Genomic DNA, 19,103 nt, shown 5'->3' on the forward strand with positions numbered 1-19,103 from the left:
CTAAAAAAGATGACTCCGGCACAATACCGGAGTCATCTCATCGCCGCATAAGAAGGGTCTTTTATTAAACTGTCCGCTTTAAAGGGTTCGGTTCATTGCTGCGAGTTTGTTTTCCTTAACATCATAATGCAGTTTGATTTCTGTTGGACAGTCCATATTATATTCCCGGCACAATTCATGAATCTTCTTTAGATCCTCTTTTCCGATCTTCAAAAGTAATCTTTGGCGTTCATCTGAGAGGTCATAATGGATTACTTCACTCTGATTTTGTAAGACTTCATTTAATTGATGCTTTCGTACAGTCTTCCCGGAAATCCGAAAAAATACATTCCATGAATATGTATTGGCTTCAGATGATCCATATATGTAAATATCATCTGCACAGCCTTCGACATACTCCATACATACATCGACCATGCTTGTTTGTATTTCAGCAAGATGATCTTCGAATTTCTTCACCCAGAACACACCCTCATCATCAAAATTGCATTTTCTTCACTTTTAAGAGGAGATTTCGCTCTTCATTGCGCCATTACATCCGGTCGTGCTGAATAATAGGCAAGAAACCCGCAGAGATGCGTTCCTGCGGGTTTCTTTCGCTTAGTTCTTTGTTCTTCACTTCTTCAAACCACGCACCGAAAATATCGCCAGGGAATAGCTCATCATCATGGGAATAGATTAAATCATATTTATATTGCCCTTTAAGTTGATTCTCCTTCACATCATATTCTAGTTTAATTTCCGTTGGCATTTCTCTATTATATTCTTCACATTTATTACGTATCTTTTTTAAAATCTCACGGCCGATTTTCAGCATGGCCAACTGCCTTGCATCGGAAACATCGTATTAGTGTTTTTGCAGACCAGATTCTTGAACAGCATGATTTAATTGATCCCTGTGAACAAACTGCCCGTTAATTTTATAGAAGACATCAAAAGCATACATGTTTGGTTCGTACGAGGCATAAACAAATAGTCGTTCTGCCTTATTATCCGCATACTCCAGACAAACGTCGACCATGTCTGTTTGTAATTTGGAAAGATGATCTTCAAATGTGTTACTCACGACTTAACCCTCCACTGGAATCAAAAATCTTCTTCCCAAGCTTCCTTTGCATCCAATAACCTTTGTAACAAGAAATCATAGAAGTTCGCCGCAGTATCGTAGTCGTCTTGTCCTCCTTGTCGATTCCATGCAATTACCGGACACTCATTGTTCTTCATTCTGCTTGTATCCAAACAAAACGCGTATTCACCAATGTCATCGATCACAACCAAGTCATGATTCATTCCTATCTCCCTGTAACTCTTTGTTGTATGAACAACGGTAGCTATATTTGACTTAGCCACCCCTAATATAACAACACCGAACAAGCCGCCTGATCCATGATTAGCTAAAAACCACCTATAACTTTTAGGCAATCGGATATCCAAAGTCTCTTGAATATATTCAATCTGCTTATCATTTGCTCCGCCGGTAAAGTCATCATCTTCTATGTTTTTCTTTATAAAGTCGGTTAATTCCTCTTTATTCATTCCAACTGTCCCCCAATACTCATTCAACTTTTCACTTCATTGAACCAGGCATCGAAGATATGATCAGGCAGTAGCTCTTTATTATTTGAATAAACCAGCTCATATTTATAACTGCCTTCCAGTTTGTTTTTCTTAACTTCATAGTGCAACTTGATTTCCGTTGGCATTTCTTTACCAAATTCCTTACACTTAACATGAATTTGTTTTAAGTTCTCATTTCCGATGCGTAATAACGCTCTCTGCCGATCGAGTGATACATTATACTGTTCATTTGAAACAGCATCGTTCAATTTGTTTTTCCGAACTGTCTTGCCATTGATTCTAAAGAAAACATCAAAAGCATACATTTCCGGCTCATAAGAACAATAGATATATATATCATCCGCCCGGTCATTAACATACTCCATACATACAGCGACCATATCTGTTTGCATATCTGCCAGATGATCTTCGAAATTTTTCATACTGACCACATCCTCATTACCAAAACGGTATTACCTTCACCTTAGGCTTTCATTGCGCCTTTTCTTCTGGTCGTGTCCAATAGTAGGCGAGAAACCCGCAGGGACGCTCCCGCGGGTTTCTTTTCACTCAGTTTTCTTGATTCTACTGCCTCGTTTAATTGATTTTTACGTACTACCCTATCATTAATCCTATAGAAGACGTTGAATGCGTTCATTTCAGGCTCATAAGAAGCGTATATGCAGATGTCATCCGCATGATTTTCAACGTACTCCATGCATACAGCAACCATCTTGGTCTGTAACTCTGCAAGATATCTATCGAATTCCTACTTCATATGGCCGGCCCCTCTACCTCAAATGATAAGGCGGTTTTTCTATCTCTTTGCAGTAATATTCATTAAATAATTATTAGTTATCATATTTATCTTTTATTTGTTCTAAACCAATCATAAGCGCTTCTTGAATCAATTGCATATTGTTTTTATACATCGGCTCTTTCTCTTTAATGATTTCTGTGAACTCTTTCAAAATACCATCAATCATAATAGTTATACCTTCCACATATTCTCCAGTCTTTTCATTTTGAAACTGTTCGCTAATAATTGATATCGTTTTTTTCAAAATTCTTATCCCCTTTGTCTTTAGATGTATTGATTCAACCAATACCTTTTATTGTTGGGTATGATAGATTTAAAGTTTTTATATTCCGACTTCCATTCTTTTGGAGCATAATCCTCGTATGATGCTGCTTCTGTATAAGACGAATATAATACTTTTCTGTCAAAATCAATAAATAGGCTTGGATTATAATCATACCTCCAAGAATCATCTTCCTGTGATATTGAACTTTCAAGTAAACTTTTTAATTTTTGAGTTGTTACTTTGTACTTTGACATACGCGATAAAAAATCATCAGCATTTGAAGTATCTAGTAATAATAGTTCTTGCCGTTCATCGTCAATATACTCTTCTTTAATTTCGTAACCTTGTTCTCGAAAAAGCTTTATTCGTTTATTGTAATCTAAATACCATACTTCTTTATCCGCAACATACCAATTGAATTGATTTTCGTAGATAACGGCAACAATTAGATTTTCCGTTGAGTCTGGTATCAACACGATTATCAACTGCCTCCTTTATTAATCTTTCCCTTTTTAGAATACTCTTCAATCCATTCCACCCAAGGCTCGGGAAACTCTACGCTTTTTCCGGGCGTTGTTGGATCTGTTAATTTTGGTGCTGATCCTCCCTGGTTTAGTGGATTCTTTTTATACCCCGCCTGTGGAATTGTATTATCTGTAACAAAATCATCAAACCACTTAGGTACCTCGAACTCCACAATATATGCATTATTTCTATTCTCCAAAAAGTGCGCTGCATGTTCTCCATTATCAATACTAATATTGAGATTTTTATTTTTATTTCGGATATAAACATTTCCCTCGTCATCAATACTTAATCTTTCTTGACTTTTTCTTGTTCCCTCTCCCCCCTGTACACGTCTATAAACAATTGTTTCTTCTTCAGGAATCGTTCTTATATCTCTATTAATTTTTTCCTCTTTTCCCTTAGTAATATAGCCTGTATTCTTTGTACCTAATGTCTTATCCGCCAATTTTACAGCTTTAAATCCTTTCCCAACTGGCAAAAATCCTGCTATCGCTAAGCCTCTTTCCCCCAATGATGATTCGGAATCTATAAGAGTTTTCAAATCTTCCAAGAACAGAAAATCAACAACGCTTTTCCCGATGTTCAAGGCACTTTCCCCAGCATCTTTAAATAACTCTTTAACCCCATTCCCTTCATCTATGTCTACAGCTGTTCCTGGGTTAACGAGATTGTATCTTATCCTCTCGCCGGCAGTTGGGGACTGGACGGTAGAGGCATTGACACCTGCAATTCCCATCGGGTATAGCGGCTGACCATAAGTTGCCATTCCTCCTACCTGATAGGAGTTTGCTCCGGATACCATGTTGGGACGATTCAATCCTGACATATTAGAAAGACCATCAACAGATCCGTCGTGCGCGGTCAAGGTAAGTCGCAGCGGATGCCGGGCCGTGACCGTTTTCCATGATTCTGCCGGAAAATCAACGCCTGTCAATCCCCCGGTCATCATACTCTCGACATCAATGATCCACTGCTCCATCTTCTTCAAATCCATGGCAACAGGAGATAAAGCCGCAGTCTGACTGTGGTCGAATTCCATCAAACCCTCGAGTGTAGCGTCGCGCTGTCTCTCCGAGGATCTGACACCTTCCTGTACTTCACTGTCATCAAGATGAGGAAGAGATACAATATCCGCAACACTGTCCATGATGCTGTTCGTCTCGTCTGTCAGAGTTCCTGTAATCCTTCGAATCTCCTCTAACCCTGCCTGGACTTCGCCTTCGAGAAATTCCTGCCTGATGTATCCCATCCTGTCGGGCTCGAGTGAATCCAGTGCTTCTCCGATACGCCGGAGAGTATCAGCGAAATGGCTTTTAAAACTTATGAAGAAATCCAACAGCGGCAAATGACATTCCTGGTAAAACGCTCGAATGGCATTACCGCCTTCTCCCTTTAAAGCATCTTCTAGCAAGACAAGTTCTTCCACCGCCTGTTTAATTCCCTGTATCTCTTCTTCCAGGCGGTTCAGCTTCTCTATGTTCCGATGTAACCCCTCATGAAATTGCTGTACATCCAATACCTTCACTGATTCACACTCCCGGAAACGGAAATCTCTATTGTCATTAATTCTCTCAGAAATTCCCTGTTTCTCTAATCGGACAAAAGTCTGTATTCAATCTTGAGTAAATAGGAAAGCTGTTACGCCTTACTAGCTCTTAGTGCCCACGATCCTTCTCAGAAACGACTCCCATAAAACCAAGGCCAATCTTTTATTTGTGGCGCTGTGGAGAACTTCTTCCCACTCCTATAAATCGGTTGTGGATATCCGGGTTATCCCCGGTTTCGTTGTCAAAATCGGATTTTGGCTGTGGAATGTCGGGATAAGTCCGGGGATAAGGGAGGCTTCTGCTCCCTTTCGACCGTGGATAAGTCCTGACATCGGATATTAAGCCAATTTTGCCCTCCCCAGCCTTTGCCCTCATGATATATTAGAAGAATGAAATGACGGGGAGGGTCGGCCATGAAACGGTATATCGGGGATATCCTGCTTCTGATCACCGCAATCGTGTGGGGAAGCGGGTTTGTCATGACGGCGGTTGCGCTGGAGCACTTGACCGCTTATGAGGTGATGGCCGGGCGATTCCTCCTGGGCACGCTGATCATCACAGTCCTCTTCTACAAGAAGCTCCGGCTGATCTCGAAGTCCGTGCTATGGAAAGGCGCGGTGCTCGGGACGATTTTGTTTGTGGCTTTTGCGCTGCAGACTGTCGGGCTCGAATACACGACGCCTTCGAAAAATGCGTTCCTGACGGCGGTCAACGTCGTCATCGTACCGGTGATCGCCTATCTCGTGTACCGGCGGCGGATCGACCGTCATGAACTGATGGCTTCGGTCATAGCGCTCACCGGCATTGCGTTCCTGTCGCTGCAGGGTTCGTTCACCATCAATATCGGCGACCTGCTCACCCTGCTGTGCGCGGTCGGTTTCGCATTCGATATCTTCTATACGAATATGTTTGTTAAAAAAGAGGATGCTTTGGCGCTGACCATCGTCCAGTTTGCGACGGCGGCTCTCCTCAGCACAGTGGCTGTCCTTATCCAGGGAGGCTTCCCGGCAAGTCCGTCCAATGAAGCGATCTGGTCAGTCGTCTATCTGGCCGTCTTCTCGACGACGATCGCCTACGTCTGCCAGAACCTCGCATTCCGCTACACAACACCGACGAAGGCGGCTGTCATCCTGTCATTGGAATCGTTCTTCGGCTCTGTGCTAGCCGTCCTGTTCATCAACGATGTCATGACCGGCCGGATGGTGTTCGGCGCGGCGCTGATCCTGGTTGCCGTGCTCGTGGCTGAAGTCAAACCGGCTTTCCGGCTTAGAAGCAGCGTACGGACCGATCACTGATGGGAGGCAACCGCGACCATGGATAGCATCCGCTATGGAGAAAAAGCAGACAGCTTCTACAGAACCCTCGGCATCTATTTCATTCTCTTCCTTGCCGCCTGGTCGTTCCGGGAAATCGTCCTTCCTCCGTATTTGAGCGGACTTCCGGAAACAGCGACAGCATTGATAAAAGCGGTCCTCAAGATCATGGTCTGGATCGTTCCGGTCTGGCTGCTGATCCGGTTCCGCCTGAAAAGCGATCCGGCCGACTTTCTGAAGCTGAACACAAATCTTCGAAGCGGCCTGCTCTGGGGCCTCGGCCTGTCCGCCCTGCGGGGACTCTGGTTCTCCATCCAAGCGTATGTATTGAACGGCAGCGGATTCCATTTCGATGTTTCATTCGACCGCTTTCTGAACATCTTTCTTCTTGTCGGACTCACCGAGGAAATCGTCTTCCGTGGCCTGTTGGAAAACCGGTTCGCTCTGGTCTGTCATCATCCTTCACTCGTTCCACAACTTCTTTTTGATCATCATGTAAAAAAGCTCAAGGATGCGCCTCCGTCCCTGAGCTTTTTTATGTTTCCACCACCAGATAACCGTCGTCGTTCAATCTCGTGACGCTGCATGATTCAATCGTTTCAAACTCACGGATCCGCTCCTCGACCGTCTTCCCCGTTCCGTCCCCGAACAGGTCTTCCCGGTCATAGTGAGGAAAAATCCGCTTATCCGTCAGTTCCAATGCCGAAAAGTCATCGATATTCTGTGCATTCAACTGCGGCGTAAAGTGATGGACGACCCTGATGTCCGGGCCGAGAAGGACCGCCCCGGCACTGACGCCCACGATGACTGCGTTCTTTTGCGCAAGTCTCGCCAATACCCGATCAGCCCCGCTTTTCTTCACCTGCTCCAGCAGATGAAACGGATTGCCGCCATTGATATAAATGACGTCTTTCTGCAGAAGGACGTCCGGTGATTCCAATTCGATATCCACCCAGTCCACCTTCCGGAAACCCATTTCCTCAAAATCACTTGCCGCTTTTTTCGCAAAGCGGTTCTGTTCTTTCTGGGGCGAGGCCGTTGTGATGATGGCGGCTTCCAGGATTCGGGGATCCGATCAAGCAGATCCAAAAACCGCCTCTTGATCTCATCTGTATAGAAGCCATTTGACGTCAGCAGCAGTTTCACCGAGCTCCCCCCTCCTTTTAAATTGAATATAGCGCCGGAGAACGGGTTACTCCGTCTCCTGGCGCTCTTCTTGTTTTTCTGCGGATGTCTCTGAGACGAACATCCCATACACCCCTGACAGCGGACTCATGCCATCACGAAGCCGCCCGCCTGAACGGTACACGCGGCAGGCGTGCCCGGATGCCGCGGCGTGATTTGATGGTGATGAGGTTCCCTGGTGCCACGTACTCTTGGAGCGGCCCTTTATACACCGGCTCCAGCTGGCTCGACTGGGTAAAGTGCCGGGCCTGCGCGCGCCAGGCCGGCTCGTCGGTGATTTTGATGCCGGCCGATGCGAGCATTTCCACGACGAACTGCGAGCAGAAGTACGCGCGCTTTCGGCAGATTTCCCGGTTCAGGATGACGCCTATCAGGCCGATAAAGTTATACGTGTAGCGGTTACGCTCGCGATCGATCTCCAGGATGCGTGCTTTGATCTGCCCGAGCTCGTCCTCCGTCACGCGGAACCGGAACACCGCGCATTGTGCGTCTTTTAAAAGCCCTTCGCCCGCCCGCTCCTTGACGAACCCGCCGGAGAACGGATTGCGCTGCTGTACGCGGCCGAAGCTGTACATCTCTTCCAGCCGCTCATCAAATGCGATCGAGACGTGGTTCAGCGGGCAGCCTGTATATCGGCGGATGATCTTTGACAGCACCGTTCCCGTATCGGTCAGTACGATATAAATCTCCTTCACGATGGTGTTCCCCCTGTTATCCGGCCCCGGCCCGCTTTGGAACACCGGCCCGGCCTTGTCATTCGTTATCTTCATTGTGGACCGGACCCTCCTTTTCCAAAACGGCCTCCGGCGTGAATCCATCTCAGCCTCCAGACCGATTCCGCACCGGGACCGTCAATCCCGTTATTACACTATACGGGCGAGCAGCGCCAGACGTTTCAGGCTTACGCCCCGATTCAGGAAAAAATTTACGGATGATGGCGTTGCCGCTTTGAATGTTAAGCAAATGCTCCTGAATGATATGCAAACGGTCCTGCAAGTTACGCAACCACCCGTGAATGTTACGCAGGATGTCTCACTTCCCCATTCAAGTCGCTCTTTCCTTCCACCATACGCTCCAAATGTGAAAGTTCCCCTCATAAAATCATGAAGATTTTATTAAGATGAAACGTTCCGGTCCGCCGAAGCGTACAACTGGTATTAAGAAAATGGAGGGATTCATCATGCTGGTGACGACAACGAATTCTCTGGAAGGCAAGAAGATCGAGACGTATCACGGGATTGTGGTCGGAGAAGCGATCATGGGGGCGAACGTGGTGCGGGACATTTTCGCTTCGGTGACGGACGTGATCGGCGGCCGCAGCTCGGCGTATGAGAACAAGCTCGCGGAAGGCCGCGAGATCGCGCTCCGGGAAATGCAGGACCGTGCGAAGCGCCTCGGCGCAAATGCCGTGATCGGTGTCGACCTCGACTTCGAAACACTCCGTGAAGGCATGATGATGTGCATCGCAACGGGCACAGCCGTCACCTATAGGGACTGATGGCGGACAAATGCGTCCGGCTCTCTCCTGTTTTCAATCTGGAAAAAGAGATAGACGGATATATACCACTCAATGTCTCAATCGGTGCAAAAGGCGAGCTATGCGTGCTGCTTGCAGAGGATGTTCCAGACTACATTGACGGTCAGTTTGTGCCAACTATTACCGAGGAAACGCGAACTTATCGGGGAATCATCATCCGAGACGGCAATAAGCACGCTTTCGACTTTCCGGGCGAGAAATGGAACTACCATTTTTTTGAACCAATCGACGATGGAGAGAACCTGTTGCTCTGTTCAGCGCGTTCCTATAACCACGGAGACGGAAATATCGAGAAGAATGCACGGGTATTCGGGCACGATGGCAACCTTGTCCGAGAGTTCTGCCTGGGCGACGGGATCGGGAAATTATCGGTCACCGAAGACAATCACATTTGGTGCGGTTATTTTGATGAAGGTATTTTCGGAAACTATGGGTGGGACATTCCGCTGGGTAGTGCCGGGCTGGTGAAATGGGATGCGGAAGGTCGTAAGGTTTGGGGACACCAGGAAGGCGAAGGTCTCTTCCTGTTTGATTGCTCAGACTTTACAGTTGATCGCGACCGAGTCGCCATTTCCTATCATACTGGCGAGGATATTGGAATCACAGAGAATGAGGTAACCTCCCATTATTCAACTGAGGTCATGACTTCCCTGATGTTGCTTGATGATGAGAGGATGTCATTTATCAGAGATAACTGTCTGATCCACATGGAAAGGAGGGGGCGGTCTTACGTCCGTCGCGGAGTAACGGCTCTCCTGAAACAGGATGGCAGTCCATTGTCTCCTCACCCGCCCGCAACACGCGGCTCCCGGTTGCTCATGCTGGACGGACCCGACCTTTATCTATATGACATGGGCGGCGCGTGAATCCATCAATTTCAGGAACCGGGAAATCAGATGCTCAATAAAAACATCTTTTGTTTTACAGCAAAAGTCCCGGGGAACTGAATACCGTAACTGGAATACTTCCACAAGGATGATAGCCGAAGGAGAGAGCCATGGAAACGATCAACGATTACATTGAATCCATATTTACCCATCCTGATTCACAACTGGATGACGTTCTTGCCTCCATCGAGGAAAACGATATGCGGCAGATTTCCGTCCCGCCCGCTTCGGGAAAACTGCTGACGATGCTTGCCACGATGTCCGGAGCCAGGCGTGTTCTGGAAATCGGCGCGCTCGGCGGCTACAGCGGCATCTGCCTGGCAAGGGGGATGGCCGAAGGCGGCACGCTCACTTCGCTCGAGCTGATCGAGGACTATGCCAATCTCGCCAAAAGCAATCTCACCAAAGCCGGCCTCGGCGACCGGGTCACCTACATGACGGGACCCGCCCTGGAAAGCCTTGAACAGCTGGCCGGCGGAGGCGAGACGTTCGACTTTTTCTTTATCGATGCCGATAAGGAAAACTACGAAAACTATCTCGAGGCCTGCATCCGGATTGCCGAAAGCGGCGCGCTGATTGTGTGCGACAATGTCCTTGCGCGCGGCACCGTCGCGGATGAATCCGCAGCGCCCACCCGGAACACCGAAATCATGAAAACCTTCAATAAGACGGTTGCAAACCATCCGAAGCTGGAGTCCCTGCTGATTCCGATCGGTGACGGGCTCACGGTATCCATCGTAAAATAAACACTAAAAATCCCCCTGAGCAGGATTCGGTCCTGCCCAGGGGGATGCTTTGTTGTTCAGTTATACGCGCGTAGCCTGCTCCCGGCCGACTTTCCGGATAAAGTAGTCCAGCTGTTTTTCCGTACGCAAAAAGGCGTCTTCATCGACGATCGGCTGCTCTGCCGATTTGTCCAGCTGGCTGTCCATATAGTACAGCCCCTTCAGGTTGACACCCTTCAGCGTGGCCAGCAGCGGTTTAAGCGCATATTCCAGCGCGAGAAGGTGGGACATGCTGCCGCCGGTCATGACCGGAAGCACGGGCGTGTCTTCCAGGATGTCCTGCGGCATGATATCGATCAGCGCCTTCAGCACACCCGAATAGGCCGCCTTGTACACCGGCGTGCCGACAATGACGCCTTTCGCCTGTCCGACCTGTTCGGCGATGCGGATCACGTCCGGGCTCTTGAAGTTGCCGAACATCAGGTCTTCAGCCGGCACATCCTTGACTGAAATATGGGTGACGGAGAACTGTTGCTGTTCCAGTCGCTCTCCAAGATAACGGAGAACTTTCTCCGAACGGGAATTCTCTGAAGGGCTTCCCGACAAGATGACGATCTCGCTCATTCCGTTCCCCTCCTCCTTCACAGCCTGCCGAGCGCGCTTTCCAGGTGCTCGACGCCGACTTCTGTGACCGCTTCATACCGGTTGCCGCGGCCGATCTCGATGACCGGCACATGGCGCACGCCGTATTTGGTTTCAAGGATCTCCCGGCGGTCGTCGTGTTCTGTGACGTCGACCGTGCGGTATTCATAACCGTTTTTCTCGAGGTATTCCTTTACGTCGCCGCAGTAGCTGCAGCCTTGCTTGGACCAGACGACAATGGACGGTTTCTCTTTGGACATGTTGGACGCTTCCTTTCATTTTCGGAGAAGAGCTTTTCTCCTGTTATGTATGGCGGGAGGCGGTCGGCGCCTCCCATTTGTTCAGTAGATCTCTGACGGCTTCGCCTGATACCGGTTTTCCTTGAACGGCAGGCCGAGCGTTTCCCTGAGGGTACCGACGCTTGCCGTGCGGTTATAGTATCCCTTTTCTTCGAGGATCGGGAGGACGTGATGGATGAATTCATCGTACTGGCCGCCCAGCACCTGGAGGTTCAGCATGAACCCGTCTGCCGCCTTTTCGTCAACCCACTGGATCATCCGGTCGGCGACCTGTTCGTACGAGCCGAAAAACGGATCTTTCGGCGTCGCGACGCGCAGCGCCACTTCCCGGAGCGTCAGGTTTTCTTCCTTCGCCATCCGCTTGATCTCATCCGTCGTGGACCGGAAGGCGTTTTTGCCGACGTCGCCGAGTTCCGGGAATGGCTCGTCCAGCGGGAACCCGCTGAAGTCATAGTGGTCAAAGTACCGGCTGAGGAACGTCAGGGCCTCTTCGACTGACAGCAGGTTCTTGATTTCTTCATACTTCTGTTCTGCCGCTGCCTCGGTCGGGCCGATGATCGGGGACAGTGACGGGAAGATCAGGAGGTCTTCCGCCCGGCGCCCTTTTTCAACGGCCGCCTGCTTGAGTTCACGGTATTGCGCTTTTGCCTTTTCGATCGGTCCGCTGACCGTGAAGATCGCTTCCCCGTACTTGGCGGCGAATTTCATGCCGGTCTTCGAGGCACCTGCCTGGAAGATGACCGGCTGGCCCTGTTCGGAGCGCTCGATGTTGAGCGGGCCCTGCGCCTTGAAGAACTTGCCTTTATGATTGAGCCTGTGCATCTTGGAGAAGTCGGAGAACTTGCCGGTTTCACGGTCCCGGACAAAGGCATCGTCTTCCCACGAGTCCCACAGGCCCTGGACGACGTCGACATACTCGGCAGCCATCTCATAACGGAGGGCGTGTTCCGGGTGGTTCCCTCTGTTGAAGTTTTCCGCGCTGCCCTCGAGTGGGGACGTCACGACATTCCATCCGGCACGGCCACTGCTGAGCTTGTCGAGCGATGCGAACTGGCGGGCGATGTTGAACGGTTCGCTGTACGTCGTCGAGACCGTTCCGACGAGACCGATTTTCGACGTGACCATGGCCAATGCGGATAGAAGCGTAAGCGGCTCAAAGCGGTTCTGGAAATGCGGGATCGACTTCTCATCGATATAAAGCCCGTCCGCGATGAATGCGAACGCAAAGCCGGCATCTTCCGCCTTCTTCGTGATGTTGACGTAATGATCGAGGTTGATGCTGCCATCAGCCGGAACGTCCGGTGCTTTCCAGGAATTCATATGGGCACCCGGGCCATAAAGCAAAAGCCCGAGATTGATCTGTTTGTTCGTCATGTCTGATTCCCTTCTTCCTTAGTTCTTGCTGTCTTCAAGCAGGTCCATTCCGTACCATTTCTCCGACAGCTCGGAGATCGTTCCGTCCGCGCGGAGCTTCTCGAGCGCCCCGTTGACCTCTTCGATCATCTTGTCGCCTTCTTCGGTTTTCTTGAACGGCAGTGCCACCGGCTGGTCGCCGAACGGTTCGCCTACGACACGGAGCGGAAGGCCTTTTTTATTGATCTGGGCAAGGAGAATCTCCCTGCCGTGGACGAAAGCATCCAGTTTTCCGCTGCCGACATCTGTATAGATGACCTCTGCCGATTCATATGTGACGAAGTCAAACTCTTCATCAGGATAAGCCGCTGTCAGGACGTTCGGATAATTGGTTCCCATCTGAACAGCGATCTGTCCTTTTTTCAGTTCATCAAACGAGATGTCTTCCCGGTCTTTGCCTGTTGCCAATACAGCTTTCGAGTTGTAGTACGGATCGGAGAAGTTGTACTTCTCTCCCCGCTCAGGCGTGGCCGCGAAGTTGGCGACCGTGTCGATCTTGCCGGTCTCCATGCTCGCGAGCACGCCGGTCCAGTCTGTCAATTCCCACTGCACTTCGTAGCCCAGTTCCTCATAGATCGCTTCGATGACATCGACGCTGAAGCCTTTGAGTTCGCCGTCTTCCTTGAAGTACTGCGGATACCCGTCAGGTGTCGCGCCGACCTTGACGACCTTTTGATCGGAGTCTCCGCTTTCGCTTGCCTCGCCGCTGCCGCATGCCGCAAGAAGAGCAGCCATTGCAAGCAGGATCAGCGTAAATTTAAGTTTTTTCATTGGATAAATCCCCCTTTAGTTTCAGACCCGGTACGGCTTGCCGATCCGGTATTCATACCATTGCTGGAGCCAGTTGTACAGAATCGTCAGTGCCCAGTATATAAGGCCGACGGCGAGGTAAGCCTCGAAGAATCTCAGGTTCGCCGTCGCCATTAGTTTCCCTTGCGCCAGCAGTTCCGTGACGCCGATCGTAAACGCGAGCGACGAGTTTTTGATCAGCCCGATGAAGATGTTTCCTGTTGCCGGAATGGCGTTCCGCACGGCCTGGGGAATGACGATTCCTCTCATGGCTTGCGCGTAGGTCATGCCGACCGACACCGCAGCCTCCGCCTGCCCCTTGTCGACCGATTGGAGTCCCGCCCGGAAGATCTCGGCGAGATAGGCAGAGGTGTTCAGACTGAACGCGATGATTGCGGCAGTCGCGGCGGACATTTCATTCATTGCAGGGAACAGCTGAGGAAGACCAAAGTAAATCAATAGCAGTTGGACAAGAGCAGGCGTGCCGCGGAAAAAGGATATATATACTTTGGCAATCTGCAGAATGCCCGGCGTTCTGTTTACCAGGATCAATGCAAGAATCACGCCGATAATCACCGCGATGATCATCGATGTAATCGCGAGATAAAGCGTCATCGGCAAATACTTAAGCAGTTCCGGGATAATTTCAATCATATAACCGAGGTCAAAATTCATATACACACACCGCCAACCATTAAATTAATGCGCTGAGCCATCAGGGAGCCTCCGGGCTGACGAATTGTTCAGTTGCCTGCAGGGCAGCCTCACGCCTGGCTGACGAATTTCTGTAGCTTTGCAGGAATTTCTTCGTCCGCTCGTTTTTCGGATGGTCGAAGATTTCTTCGGGCGTGCCTTCCTCGACCACAAACCCATCCGCCATGAACACGACGCGGTCCGCGATTTCGCGGGCGAACTCCATTTCGTGGGTGACGATCACCATCGTTTTCCGTTCTTCTGCAATGCGGGCAATGACCCGTAGCACTTCTCCAACCCATTCAGGGTCAAGTGAGCTGGTCGGTTCATCGAACAGGATGGCATACGGGCTGACTGCAAGTGCACGGGCAATCCCGACTCGCTGCTGCTGGCCGCCGGACAGGGCGACCGGGTAGTTGTCCTCTTTATCCGACAGCCCCACTTCCTTCAGCAAAGCACGGCTCTTTTCGAATGCATCGCTCTTTTTCATCTTTTTGGAGACGATCAGCGCATGCGCCACATTTTGGAGAGCGGTCTTATTCTTGAACAGGTTATAGTGCTGGAACACCATGGACGTCTGCAGCCGGAGTCGGTTGATATCCGAGCGCTTGGCCGTGGACGCATCAACCGTCTGATCGCCGATCTGGATCAGACCGGAATCCGGACGCTCGAGAAAGTTCAGGCAGCGGAGCATTGTAGACTTGCCGGATCCCGATGGCCCGATAATGACCACCACTTCCCCATCATTCACTTCAAAATTTATGCCTTTCAGCACTTCTGTGCGGTTAAAGCTTTTTTTCAGATCCGTGACCTTAATCATGTGATTCCTCCTACTACAATTAATCCGATAAGGTTGGTAGGTTTAATAGCAGTTAGTATAGTGTGATATTTCATTATCGTCAATGAAATTTTCCCACTTTATTAATGTAAGCGTTTTATTAAGGCAAAATAAAACCCCACTGCAGTTTTTGCACTGCAGCAGGGATAAATTTAACTCCACTATTTATCTCTTTTTCCCTTTGGTTGATTCAAACTCATATACCGCAACCGTCCCTGATACTTCATGCGTCGCAGCAAGCAGCGGCTTGCCTGTCGGACTGGCATCGGCCGGGATAAATTGCAGGCCTTCCGGAGAAACGTCTCCCTTCACGTCTTCACTGAAGTCGCGGCTCGTGATGAACGTCACGAACTTCGGTTTTGCCGGACGGCTCAGGTCATACACCATGATGCCGCTCGTGCGCTCCAGGGCGATGAAGGCATAGGTCGTGCCGTTGATGTCACCGGTGACGACGGTTTCCGGTTCCGGTCCTTTGGAAGAACTGCGGCCGTCATACTCAATCTCATCGTTTGTCGTATTGAAGAATTCCGGCAGCGCCTTTGAGGTAATCTTTTCAAACTCATTTCCACTGTCATAGACGAGTTCCATCGTCTTGGCGTCGAAGATGGAGAAGCTGCGGCCTCCGTATGTATAAAGCGCCTCGTATTCGCCATCTCCGTTCAAACCGTTTTCAAGCGTTATTTTCGTATCTGCCAATTCATCCAGCAGCCCCTTGTCCGTCAGGCGGTCCAGCTGCTTCTGGTTGAAGCCTTTGTAATGATCCGCGTTAAGCCTGATCCGGTCCGCAACGTCGCCGATATCGGCTTCTTCGGAATACGCATCGTAGTCCCTAGCGTCGCCTTCGTTCGGCGTCACGATGTAGGTCTCGCCGCCGGCTGTGAACGCATCGATCGCATCCGGCATATAAAGACCGAGGAGCGGAAGCCGCTCCAGCTTCGTCTCGCCATTTTCTTTCCCGTCGAGTTCATTGCCCGGGAGCGAGTGGTCCTTCACGCCAAGCCCTTTAACATCGATGATCGTATCGTTCTCCAGGTCGACCGTTGCGATCGCGTTGTTTTCCTGGAGCGTCACGAAAGCTGTTTTGCTGTCGTCGGACACCGTGATGTACTCCGGCTCTAGCTGCTGCAGGACGCTTCCTTCTGAAGAGACGCGGACCTTGTCATCCAGCGGCACGCCTTCAAACGTCAGCGTCTTTGCAGTGAGTGTGTCCAGGTTGATGACGGAAATGCTGCCTTCCGGATCGACCGAATAATCATCGGCCGGCTCGCCCTCGTTGGCGGCGAGCAACTTTTTGCCGTCCGGCGTGAACGTCACCATGTCCGGCAGCGCGCCAACCTTGATGGTATCGACGAATTTTCCGTCCTTCGTCAGCAGTACGACGTAGCCCGGGTCGGTCTTCGGATCGCTGACGACCGACAGTGCGACCAGGTCTCGCTCAGGATGGACCGCCACACTCGTGATGTCGTCCAAATCGCGGATATCAAACTCGGCGAGATGGATGCGGTCAAGCCGCTTCATATTCTTGGATACGCCCGAGTCCAGCCGCTCAAATGACACCACATCGATTGCCGACTCCTCCCCGTTCGTCACGAACGCCCGATTCAGATTCTCGTCGTAGGCAAGGATCTCCGTCCCGCCTTCACCCGAACCGCTGTCGTACTGCCCGATCTGCGTGGCAGTCAGATGGCCGCCCTGATACTGATAAAATGCCGGCTCCCCCCCGAGCACCTTATAGCTTTGTCCGCCCGCAATCAGCAGCCCGGCGGCGGGCACACCCGTCCATACGATATTCCTGAACTTCACTCCGGTTCCCCCCACTCAAATACATTCAATGGAGAGCGTATCAATCGAATGTTGAGCTGTTGTTGAGGGAGTGTTAAAGATCCGTCCATAAGAAATCCCTCCGCAGTGAGCGGAAGGATGGATTCAATGTATTTCCAGGAGGACGTCGCTTTCCTCTAGCCCCTCCCCTTCGATGACAAGGGCGGTCATCCCCTTTTCCGAGCGGGTCTCGTGCCACTCGCCCTTATCCCAGAAGACGGCCAATCCTTCCCGGACAGGGACGTACCGCTTTTCTTCATTGCAGACTGTGCCGTTGCCACTCAGCACGATCAGCACCTGCGGTACGGCCGCCTGATGATACGCGATGACGCCGTTTACCCCGAGTGTCATCAGTGCGGCCTGGAAGCGGCCTCCGGAGCGGACATACGGCTGGATGGTGAAGTCTGATCCGCCGTGTGTGACAGGCTTCGCAGTGTCCGTATCAAACCGAAAGAACTTCATTTCTCTTCTCCGATCAGTCTTCTGACGATCTCGGAAACCTTGCCTTGCCTGGCTTTCCATCCGCTCTCGCCCGACCAGAGCGACAGCAGGCCCGCTTTGCCCTGTTTGCCGGCGGCCGAGCGGATCGATTTGGTCAAATCGTTCTGGATCGGATACGGGGCGATGGCGGCTTCGGCCATTTCCTCGATAAAGCGGTTGTTGAGCCCGCGCGCGTTCTTGCCGCTGAATGCTTTCGTGATGACTGTCTCACCTTCCGAGGAGTTCAGGATCGATTCCTTATGTAAGGCATTCGCGCCGCTTTCCTCCGTGACGAGCAGCGCTGTCCCGACCTGGACGGCGGAAGCGCCGGCATCCAGCGCCGCTCGGACCGTCTCCGCGTCATGGATACCACCGGCGGCGATGACCGGCACCGTCAGTTTGGCCTGGCCCAGCAGTTCGCGAAGTGTCAGGAAACGGTCTTCTCCTATGAACGTCCCACGGTGACCCCCTGCTTCCTTGCCCTGCAGCACGACCGCGTCCATCCCGCTCCGCTCCGCTTCCACAGCCTCTTCCGGCGATGTCGCCGTGCCGATCAGCAAGGCGCCGGCGTCTTTCAGCTTCCGGACCGTCTCTTCATCGGGCAGCCCGAACGTGAATGACACGACCTCGACGCCTTCGTCGATCACGACATCCACCTGGCGCGAAAACTCGCTTTCGCTCAGAACGGGAGGTTCCCCGGACAGCCCGAGCTCCTCCCGAAAAGGTGCAAGCGCCCGGTGCGCCTCCCCGATCACCGCCTCGTCCCGCTCCGGACGCTCCGGCACGAACAGGTTGACGTTGAACGGCTTATCAGAGAGATTCCGGATTTTCCGGATTGCCGACCGCGTCTCCTCCGCAGACATATAACCCGCCCCGAGCGAACCGAGAATCCCCGCATCCAGGCACGCCGCGACAAACTCCGGCGTGGTCGAACCGGCCATCGGCGCCTGGATGATCGGATAGTCCATCTCGAGTGCTTTCCACCAGTTTGTTTTCATTTGATCGTCTCCTTTGGTTGTCCACTTCAGCCGTCCGTTCTCCACCCATTCCCTTTCTCGGTCTGGCCTTTGATTTCCTTCCTGCATGCCCCGTCCCCGTCCCGGGCAGACAGAAAGTATTCCGGACAGGGAGGTGCCGCCATGGCCGAAAGAGAATCTTCGTCAACGTCCTGTTCGCGCTGAGCATCATGGCGATCCTGCTCATCACGCTGTACCCGAAGGATTCCGGTCCTACAGGGGAGCAGAACATTAATCTTATTCTATTTAAAAGCATGGCAGAGATGATTGCCAATGCCGTTAGTCAGGGCGTCCCGCTCCGCAATATCGGGCTTAATATCCTGCTGTTCGTGCCGTTCGGATTCCTTTCCGCAGCAAGAAAGACCGTTGCCGCAACTTGATTCTGAAGGGAATGCTTGCCGGCCTGCTGCTGTCGGGGGTGTGGAAGCGGTTCTATACTTCCTCGTGCGCACTACGGACGCGGATGATGTCATCCTGAATACGTTCGGTCCGCTGATCGGTTGAGTGGCGTGGAAGCTGGCAGAAAGAACAAAAGCGCAAGCGCCCGCTAAGCAACGTACAAACTGGAGCCCATCGCAATGAGATAAAGAAAACACGGCGAGGAACGAGTCGATGTTGACTTATCGCAGTGGAGAAGGGTGAAGTTTGCTAGTTGCTGGGCGCTGGAGCTGGCCGGGGACGCCATGTAAATAGCCATAATCCACAGAGTGACGTTTTATAATTCCTAAGCAACGAAAAAAGCTCCCTA

Annotated in this window: 25 protein-coding genes; 7 read left to right on the plus strand and 18 right to left on the minus strand. The window is 51.0% G+C overall.

The features are described 5' to 3' along the window. Nucleotides 1-78: 78 nt before the first annotated feature. From BMX91_RS08530 to BMX91_RS08565, 7 genes are all read right to left on the minus strand, one after another. Nucleotides 79-459, minus strand: coding sequence for a hypothetical protein (locus BMX91_RS08530; RefSeq protein ID WP_092052269.1), 381 nt, complete (start codon nt 457-459; stop codon nt 79-81). A gap of 73 nt (nt 460-532) precedes the next feature. Then, on the minus strand, nt 533-817 hold the full coding sequence (locus tag BMX91_RS16000; protein WP_322787454.1) for a hypothetical protein: 285 nt from the start codon (nt 815-817) through the stop codon (nt 533-535). A gap of 269 nt (nt 818-1,086) precedes the next feature. Next, nucleotides 1,087-1,536 (minus strand): SMI1/KNR4 family protein, encoded by a 450-nt coding sequence (locus tag BMX91_RS08540; RefSeq protein WP_092052274.1) that lies wholly within the window; start codon nt 1,534-1,536, stop codon nt 1,087-1,089. A gap of 23 nt (nt 1,537-1,559) precedes the next feature. Further along, the gene (locus BMX91_RS08545) at nt 1,560-2,000 is read right to left on the minus strand and encodes a DUF600 domain-containing protein (RefSeq protein ID WP_177168330.1); all 441 of its coding nucleotides are present in this window, start codon (nt 1,998-2,000) and stop codon (nt 1,560-1,562) included. Nucleotides 2,001-2,408: 408 nt separating this feature from the next. Further along, nucleotides 2,409-2,621, minus strand: a complete 213-nt coding sequence (locus BMX91_RS08555; protein ID WP_092052278.1) for a hypothetical protein — start codon at nt 2,619-2,621, stop codon at nt 2,409-2,411. A 20-nt stretch (nt 2,622-2,641) separates the two neighbouring features. Next, nucleotides 2,642-3,118, minus strand: coding sequence for a hypothetical protein (locus BMX91_RS08560; protein WP_143059363.1), 477 nt, complete (start codon nt 3,116-3,118; stop codon nt 2,642-2,644). A gap of 5 nt (nt 3,119-3,123) precedes the next feature. After that, nucleotides 3,124-4,695, minus strand: coding sequence for a ribonuclease YeeF family protein (locus BMX91_RS08565; RefSeq protein WP_177168331.1), 1,572 nt, complete (start codon nt 4,693-4,695; stop codon nt 3,124-3,126). Nucleotides 4,696-5,130: 435 nt separating this feature from the next. On the opposite strand from BMX91_RS08565, the gene BMX91_RS08570 reads away from it, so the two are divergent. Further along, entirely contained in the window at nt 5,131-6,012 is an 882-nt protein-coding gene (locus BMX91_RS08570) for a DMT family transporter (protein WP_092052289.1), read from the plus strand. Between the two features lie 18 nt (nt 6,013-6,030). Further along, a complete protein-coding gene (locus BMX91_RS15735; RefSeq protein WP_092052293.1) occupies nt 6,031-6,609 on the plus strand; it encodes a hypothetical protein in 579 nt (192 codons plus the stop codon). Here BMX91_RS15735 and BMX91_RS08580 read toward each other — a convergent pair. Next, entirely contained in the window at nt 6,566-7,093 is a 528-nt protein-coding gene (locus BMX91_RS08580; RefSeq protein WP_322787465.1) for a Type 1 glutamine amidotransferase-like domain-containing protein, read from the minus strand. The genes BMX91_RS15735 and BMX91_RS08580 overlap by 44 nt on opposite strands. Nucleotides 7,094-7,310: 217 nt before the next feature. Then, nucleotides 7,311-7,985 (minus strand): C40 family peptidase, encoded by a 675-nt coding sequence (locus BMX91_RS08585; RefSeq protein ID WP_092052297.1) that lies wholly within the window; start codon nt 7,983-7,985, stop codon nt 7,311-7,313. Between the two features lie 410 nt (nt 7,986-8,395). On the opposite strand from BMX91_RS08585, the gene BMX91_RS08590 reads away from it, so the two are divergent. From BMX91_RS08590 to BMX91_RS08600, 3 genes are all read left to right on the plus strand, one after another. Then, nucleotides 8,396-8,713 carry a YbjQ family protein gene (locus BMX91_RS08590; protein ID WP_092052301.1) on the plus strand — a complete coding sequence of 106 codons (318 nt, stop codon included), beginning with the start codon at nt 8,396-8,398 and terminating at the stop codon, nt 8,711-8,713. A gap of 104 nt (nt 8,714-8,817) precedes the next feature. Further along, nucleotides 8,818-9,618 (plus strand): hypothetical protein, encoded by an 801-nt coding sequence (locus tag BMX91_RS08595; protein WP_143059366.1) that lies wholly within the window; start codon nt 8,818-8,820, stop codon nt 9,616-9,618. 131 nt (nt 9,619-9,749) lie between these two features. Further along, nucleotides 9,750-10,385: an O-methyltransferase gene (locus BMX91_RS08600; protein WP_092052308.1), complete on the plus strand. Its 636-nt coding sequence runs from the start codon at nt 9,750-9,752 to the stop codon at nt 10,383-10,385. A 60-nt stretch (nt 10,386-10,445) separates the two neighbouring features. On the opposite strand, the gene ssuE is transcribed toward BMX91_RS08600, so the two are convergent. The 9 genes from ssuE to BMX91_RS08645 form a co-directional block, all read right to left on the minus strand. Continuing rightward, nucleotides 10,446-10,988, minus strand: a complete 543-nt coding sequence (ssuE, locus tag BMX91_RS08605; protein WP_092052312.1) for an NADPH-dependent FMN reductase — start codon at nt 10,986-10,988, stop codon at nt 10,446-10,448. Between the two features lie 17 nt (nt 10,989-11,005). Continuing rightward, nucleotides 11,006-11,266, minus strand: coding sequence for a glutaredoxin family protein (locus BMX91_RS08610; RefSeq protein WP_092052315.1), 261 nt, complete (start codon nt 11,264-11,266; stop codon nt 11,006-11,008). Between the two features lie 81 nt (nt 11,267-11,347). Next, nucleotides 11,348-12,679 (minus strand): LLM class flavin-dependent oxidoreductase, encoded by a 1,332-nt coding sequence (locus BMX91_RS08615; RefSeq protein WP_092052318.1) that lies wholly within the window; start codon nt 12,677-12,679, stop codon nt 11,348-11,350. Between the two features lie 18 nt (nt 12,680-12,697). After that, a complete protein-coding gene (locus BMX91_RS08620; RefSeq protein ID WP_092052322.1) occupies nt 12,698-13,489 on the minus strand; it encodes a transporter substrate-binding domain-containing protein in 792 nt (263 codons plus the stop codon). Nucleotides 13,490-13,510: 21 nt separating this feature from the next. Beyond that, nucleotides 13,511-14,182 carry an amino acid ABC transporter permease gene (locus BMX91_RS08625; protein ID WP_092052326.1) on the minus strand — a complete coding sequence of 224 codons (672 nt, stop codon included), beginning with the start codon at nt 14,180-14,182 and terminating at the stop codon, nt 13,511-13,513. A gap of 40 nt (nt 14,183-14,222) precedes the next feature. After that, entirely contained in the window at nt 14,223-15,020 is a 798-nt protein-coding gene (locus BMX91_RS08630; RefSeq protein ID WP_092052330.1) for an amino acid ABC transporter ATP-binding protein, read from the minus strand. A 183-nt stretch (nt 15,021-15,203) separates the two neighbouring features. Beyond that, nucleotides 15,204-16,841 carry a choice-of-anchor I family protein gene (locus BMX91_RS08635; protein ID WP_092052334.1) on the minus strand — a complete coding sequence of 546 codons (1,638 nt, stop codon included), beginning with the start codon at nt 16,839-16,841 and terminating at the stop codon, nt 15,204-15,206. 123 nt (nt 16,842-16,964) lie between these two features. Next, nucleotides 16,965-17,321, minus strand: a complete 357-nt coding sequence (locus BMX91_RS08640; protein ID WP_092052336.1) for a cupin domain-containing protein — start codon at nt 17,319-17,321, stop codon at nt 16,965-16,967. After that, nucleotides 17,318-18,337 (minus strand): NAD(P)H-dependent flavin oxidoreductase, encoded by a 1,020-nt coding sequence (locus BMX91_RS08645; RefSeq protein ID WP_092052340.1) that lies wholly within the window; start codon nt 18,335-18,337, stop codon nt 17,318-17,320. Before BMX91_RS08645 ends, BMX91_RS08640 begins: the two co-directional genes overlap by 4 nt. A gap of 188 nt (nt 18,338-18,525) precedes the next feature. Here BMX91_RS08645 and BMX91_RS08650 point away from each other — a divergent pair, with 188 nt between their 5' ends. Together BMX91_RS08650 and BMX91_RS15740 are read left to right on the plus strand one after the other, a co-directional pair. Further along, a complete protein-coding gene (locus BMX91_RS08650) occupies nt 18,526-18,735 on the plus strand; it encodes a VanZ family protein (protein ID WP_092052343.1) in 210 nt (69 codons plus the stop codon). Continuing rightward, on the plus strand, nt 18,722-18,859 hold the full coding sequence (locus BMX91_RS15740; RefSeq protein WP_177168332.1) for a VanZ family protein: 138 nt from the start codon (nt 18,722-18,724) through the stop codon (nt 18,857-18,859). Before BMX91_RS08650 ends, BMX91_RS15740 begins: the two co-directional genes overlap by 14 nt. Nucleotides 18,860-19,103: the final 244 nt, after the last annotated feature.

Source organism: Bhargavaea ginsengi (genome assembly GCF_900109165.1).
Taxonomy (GTDB): Bacteria; Bacillota; Bacilli; order Bacillales_A; family Planococcaceae; genus Bhargavaea; species Bhargavaea ginsengi.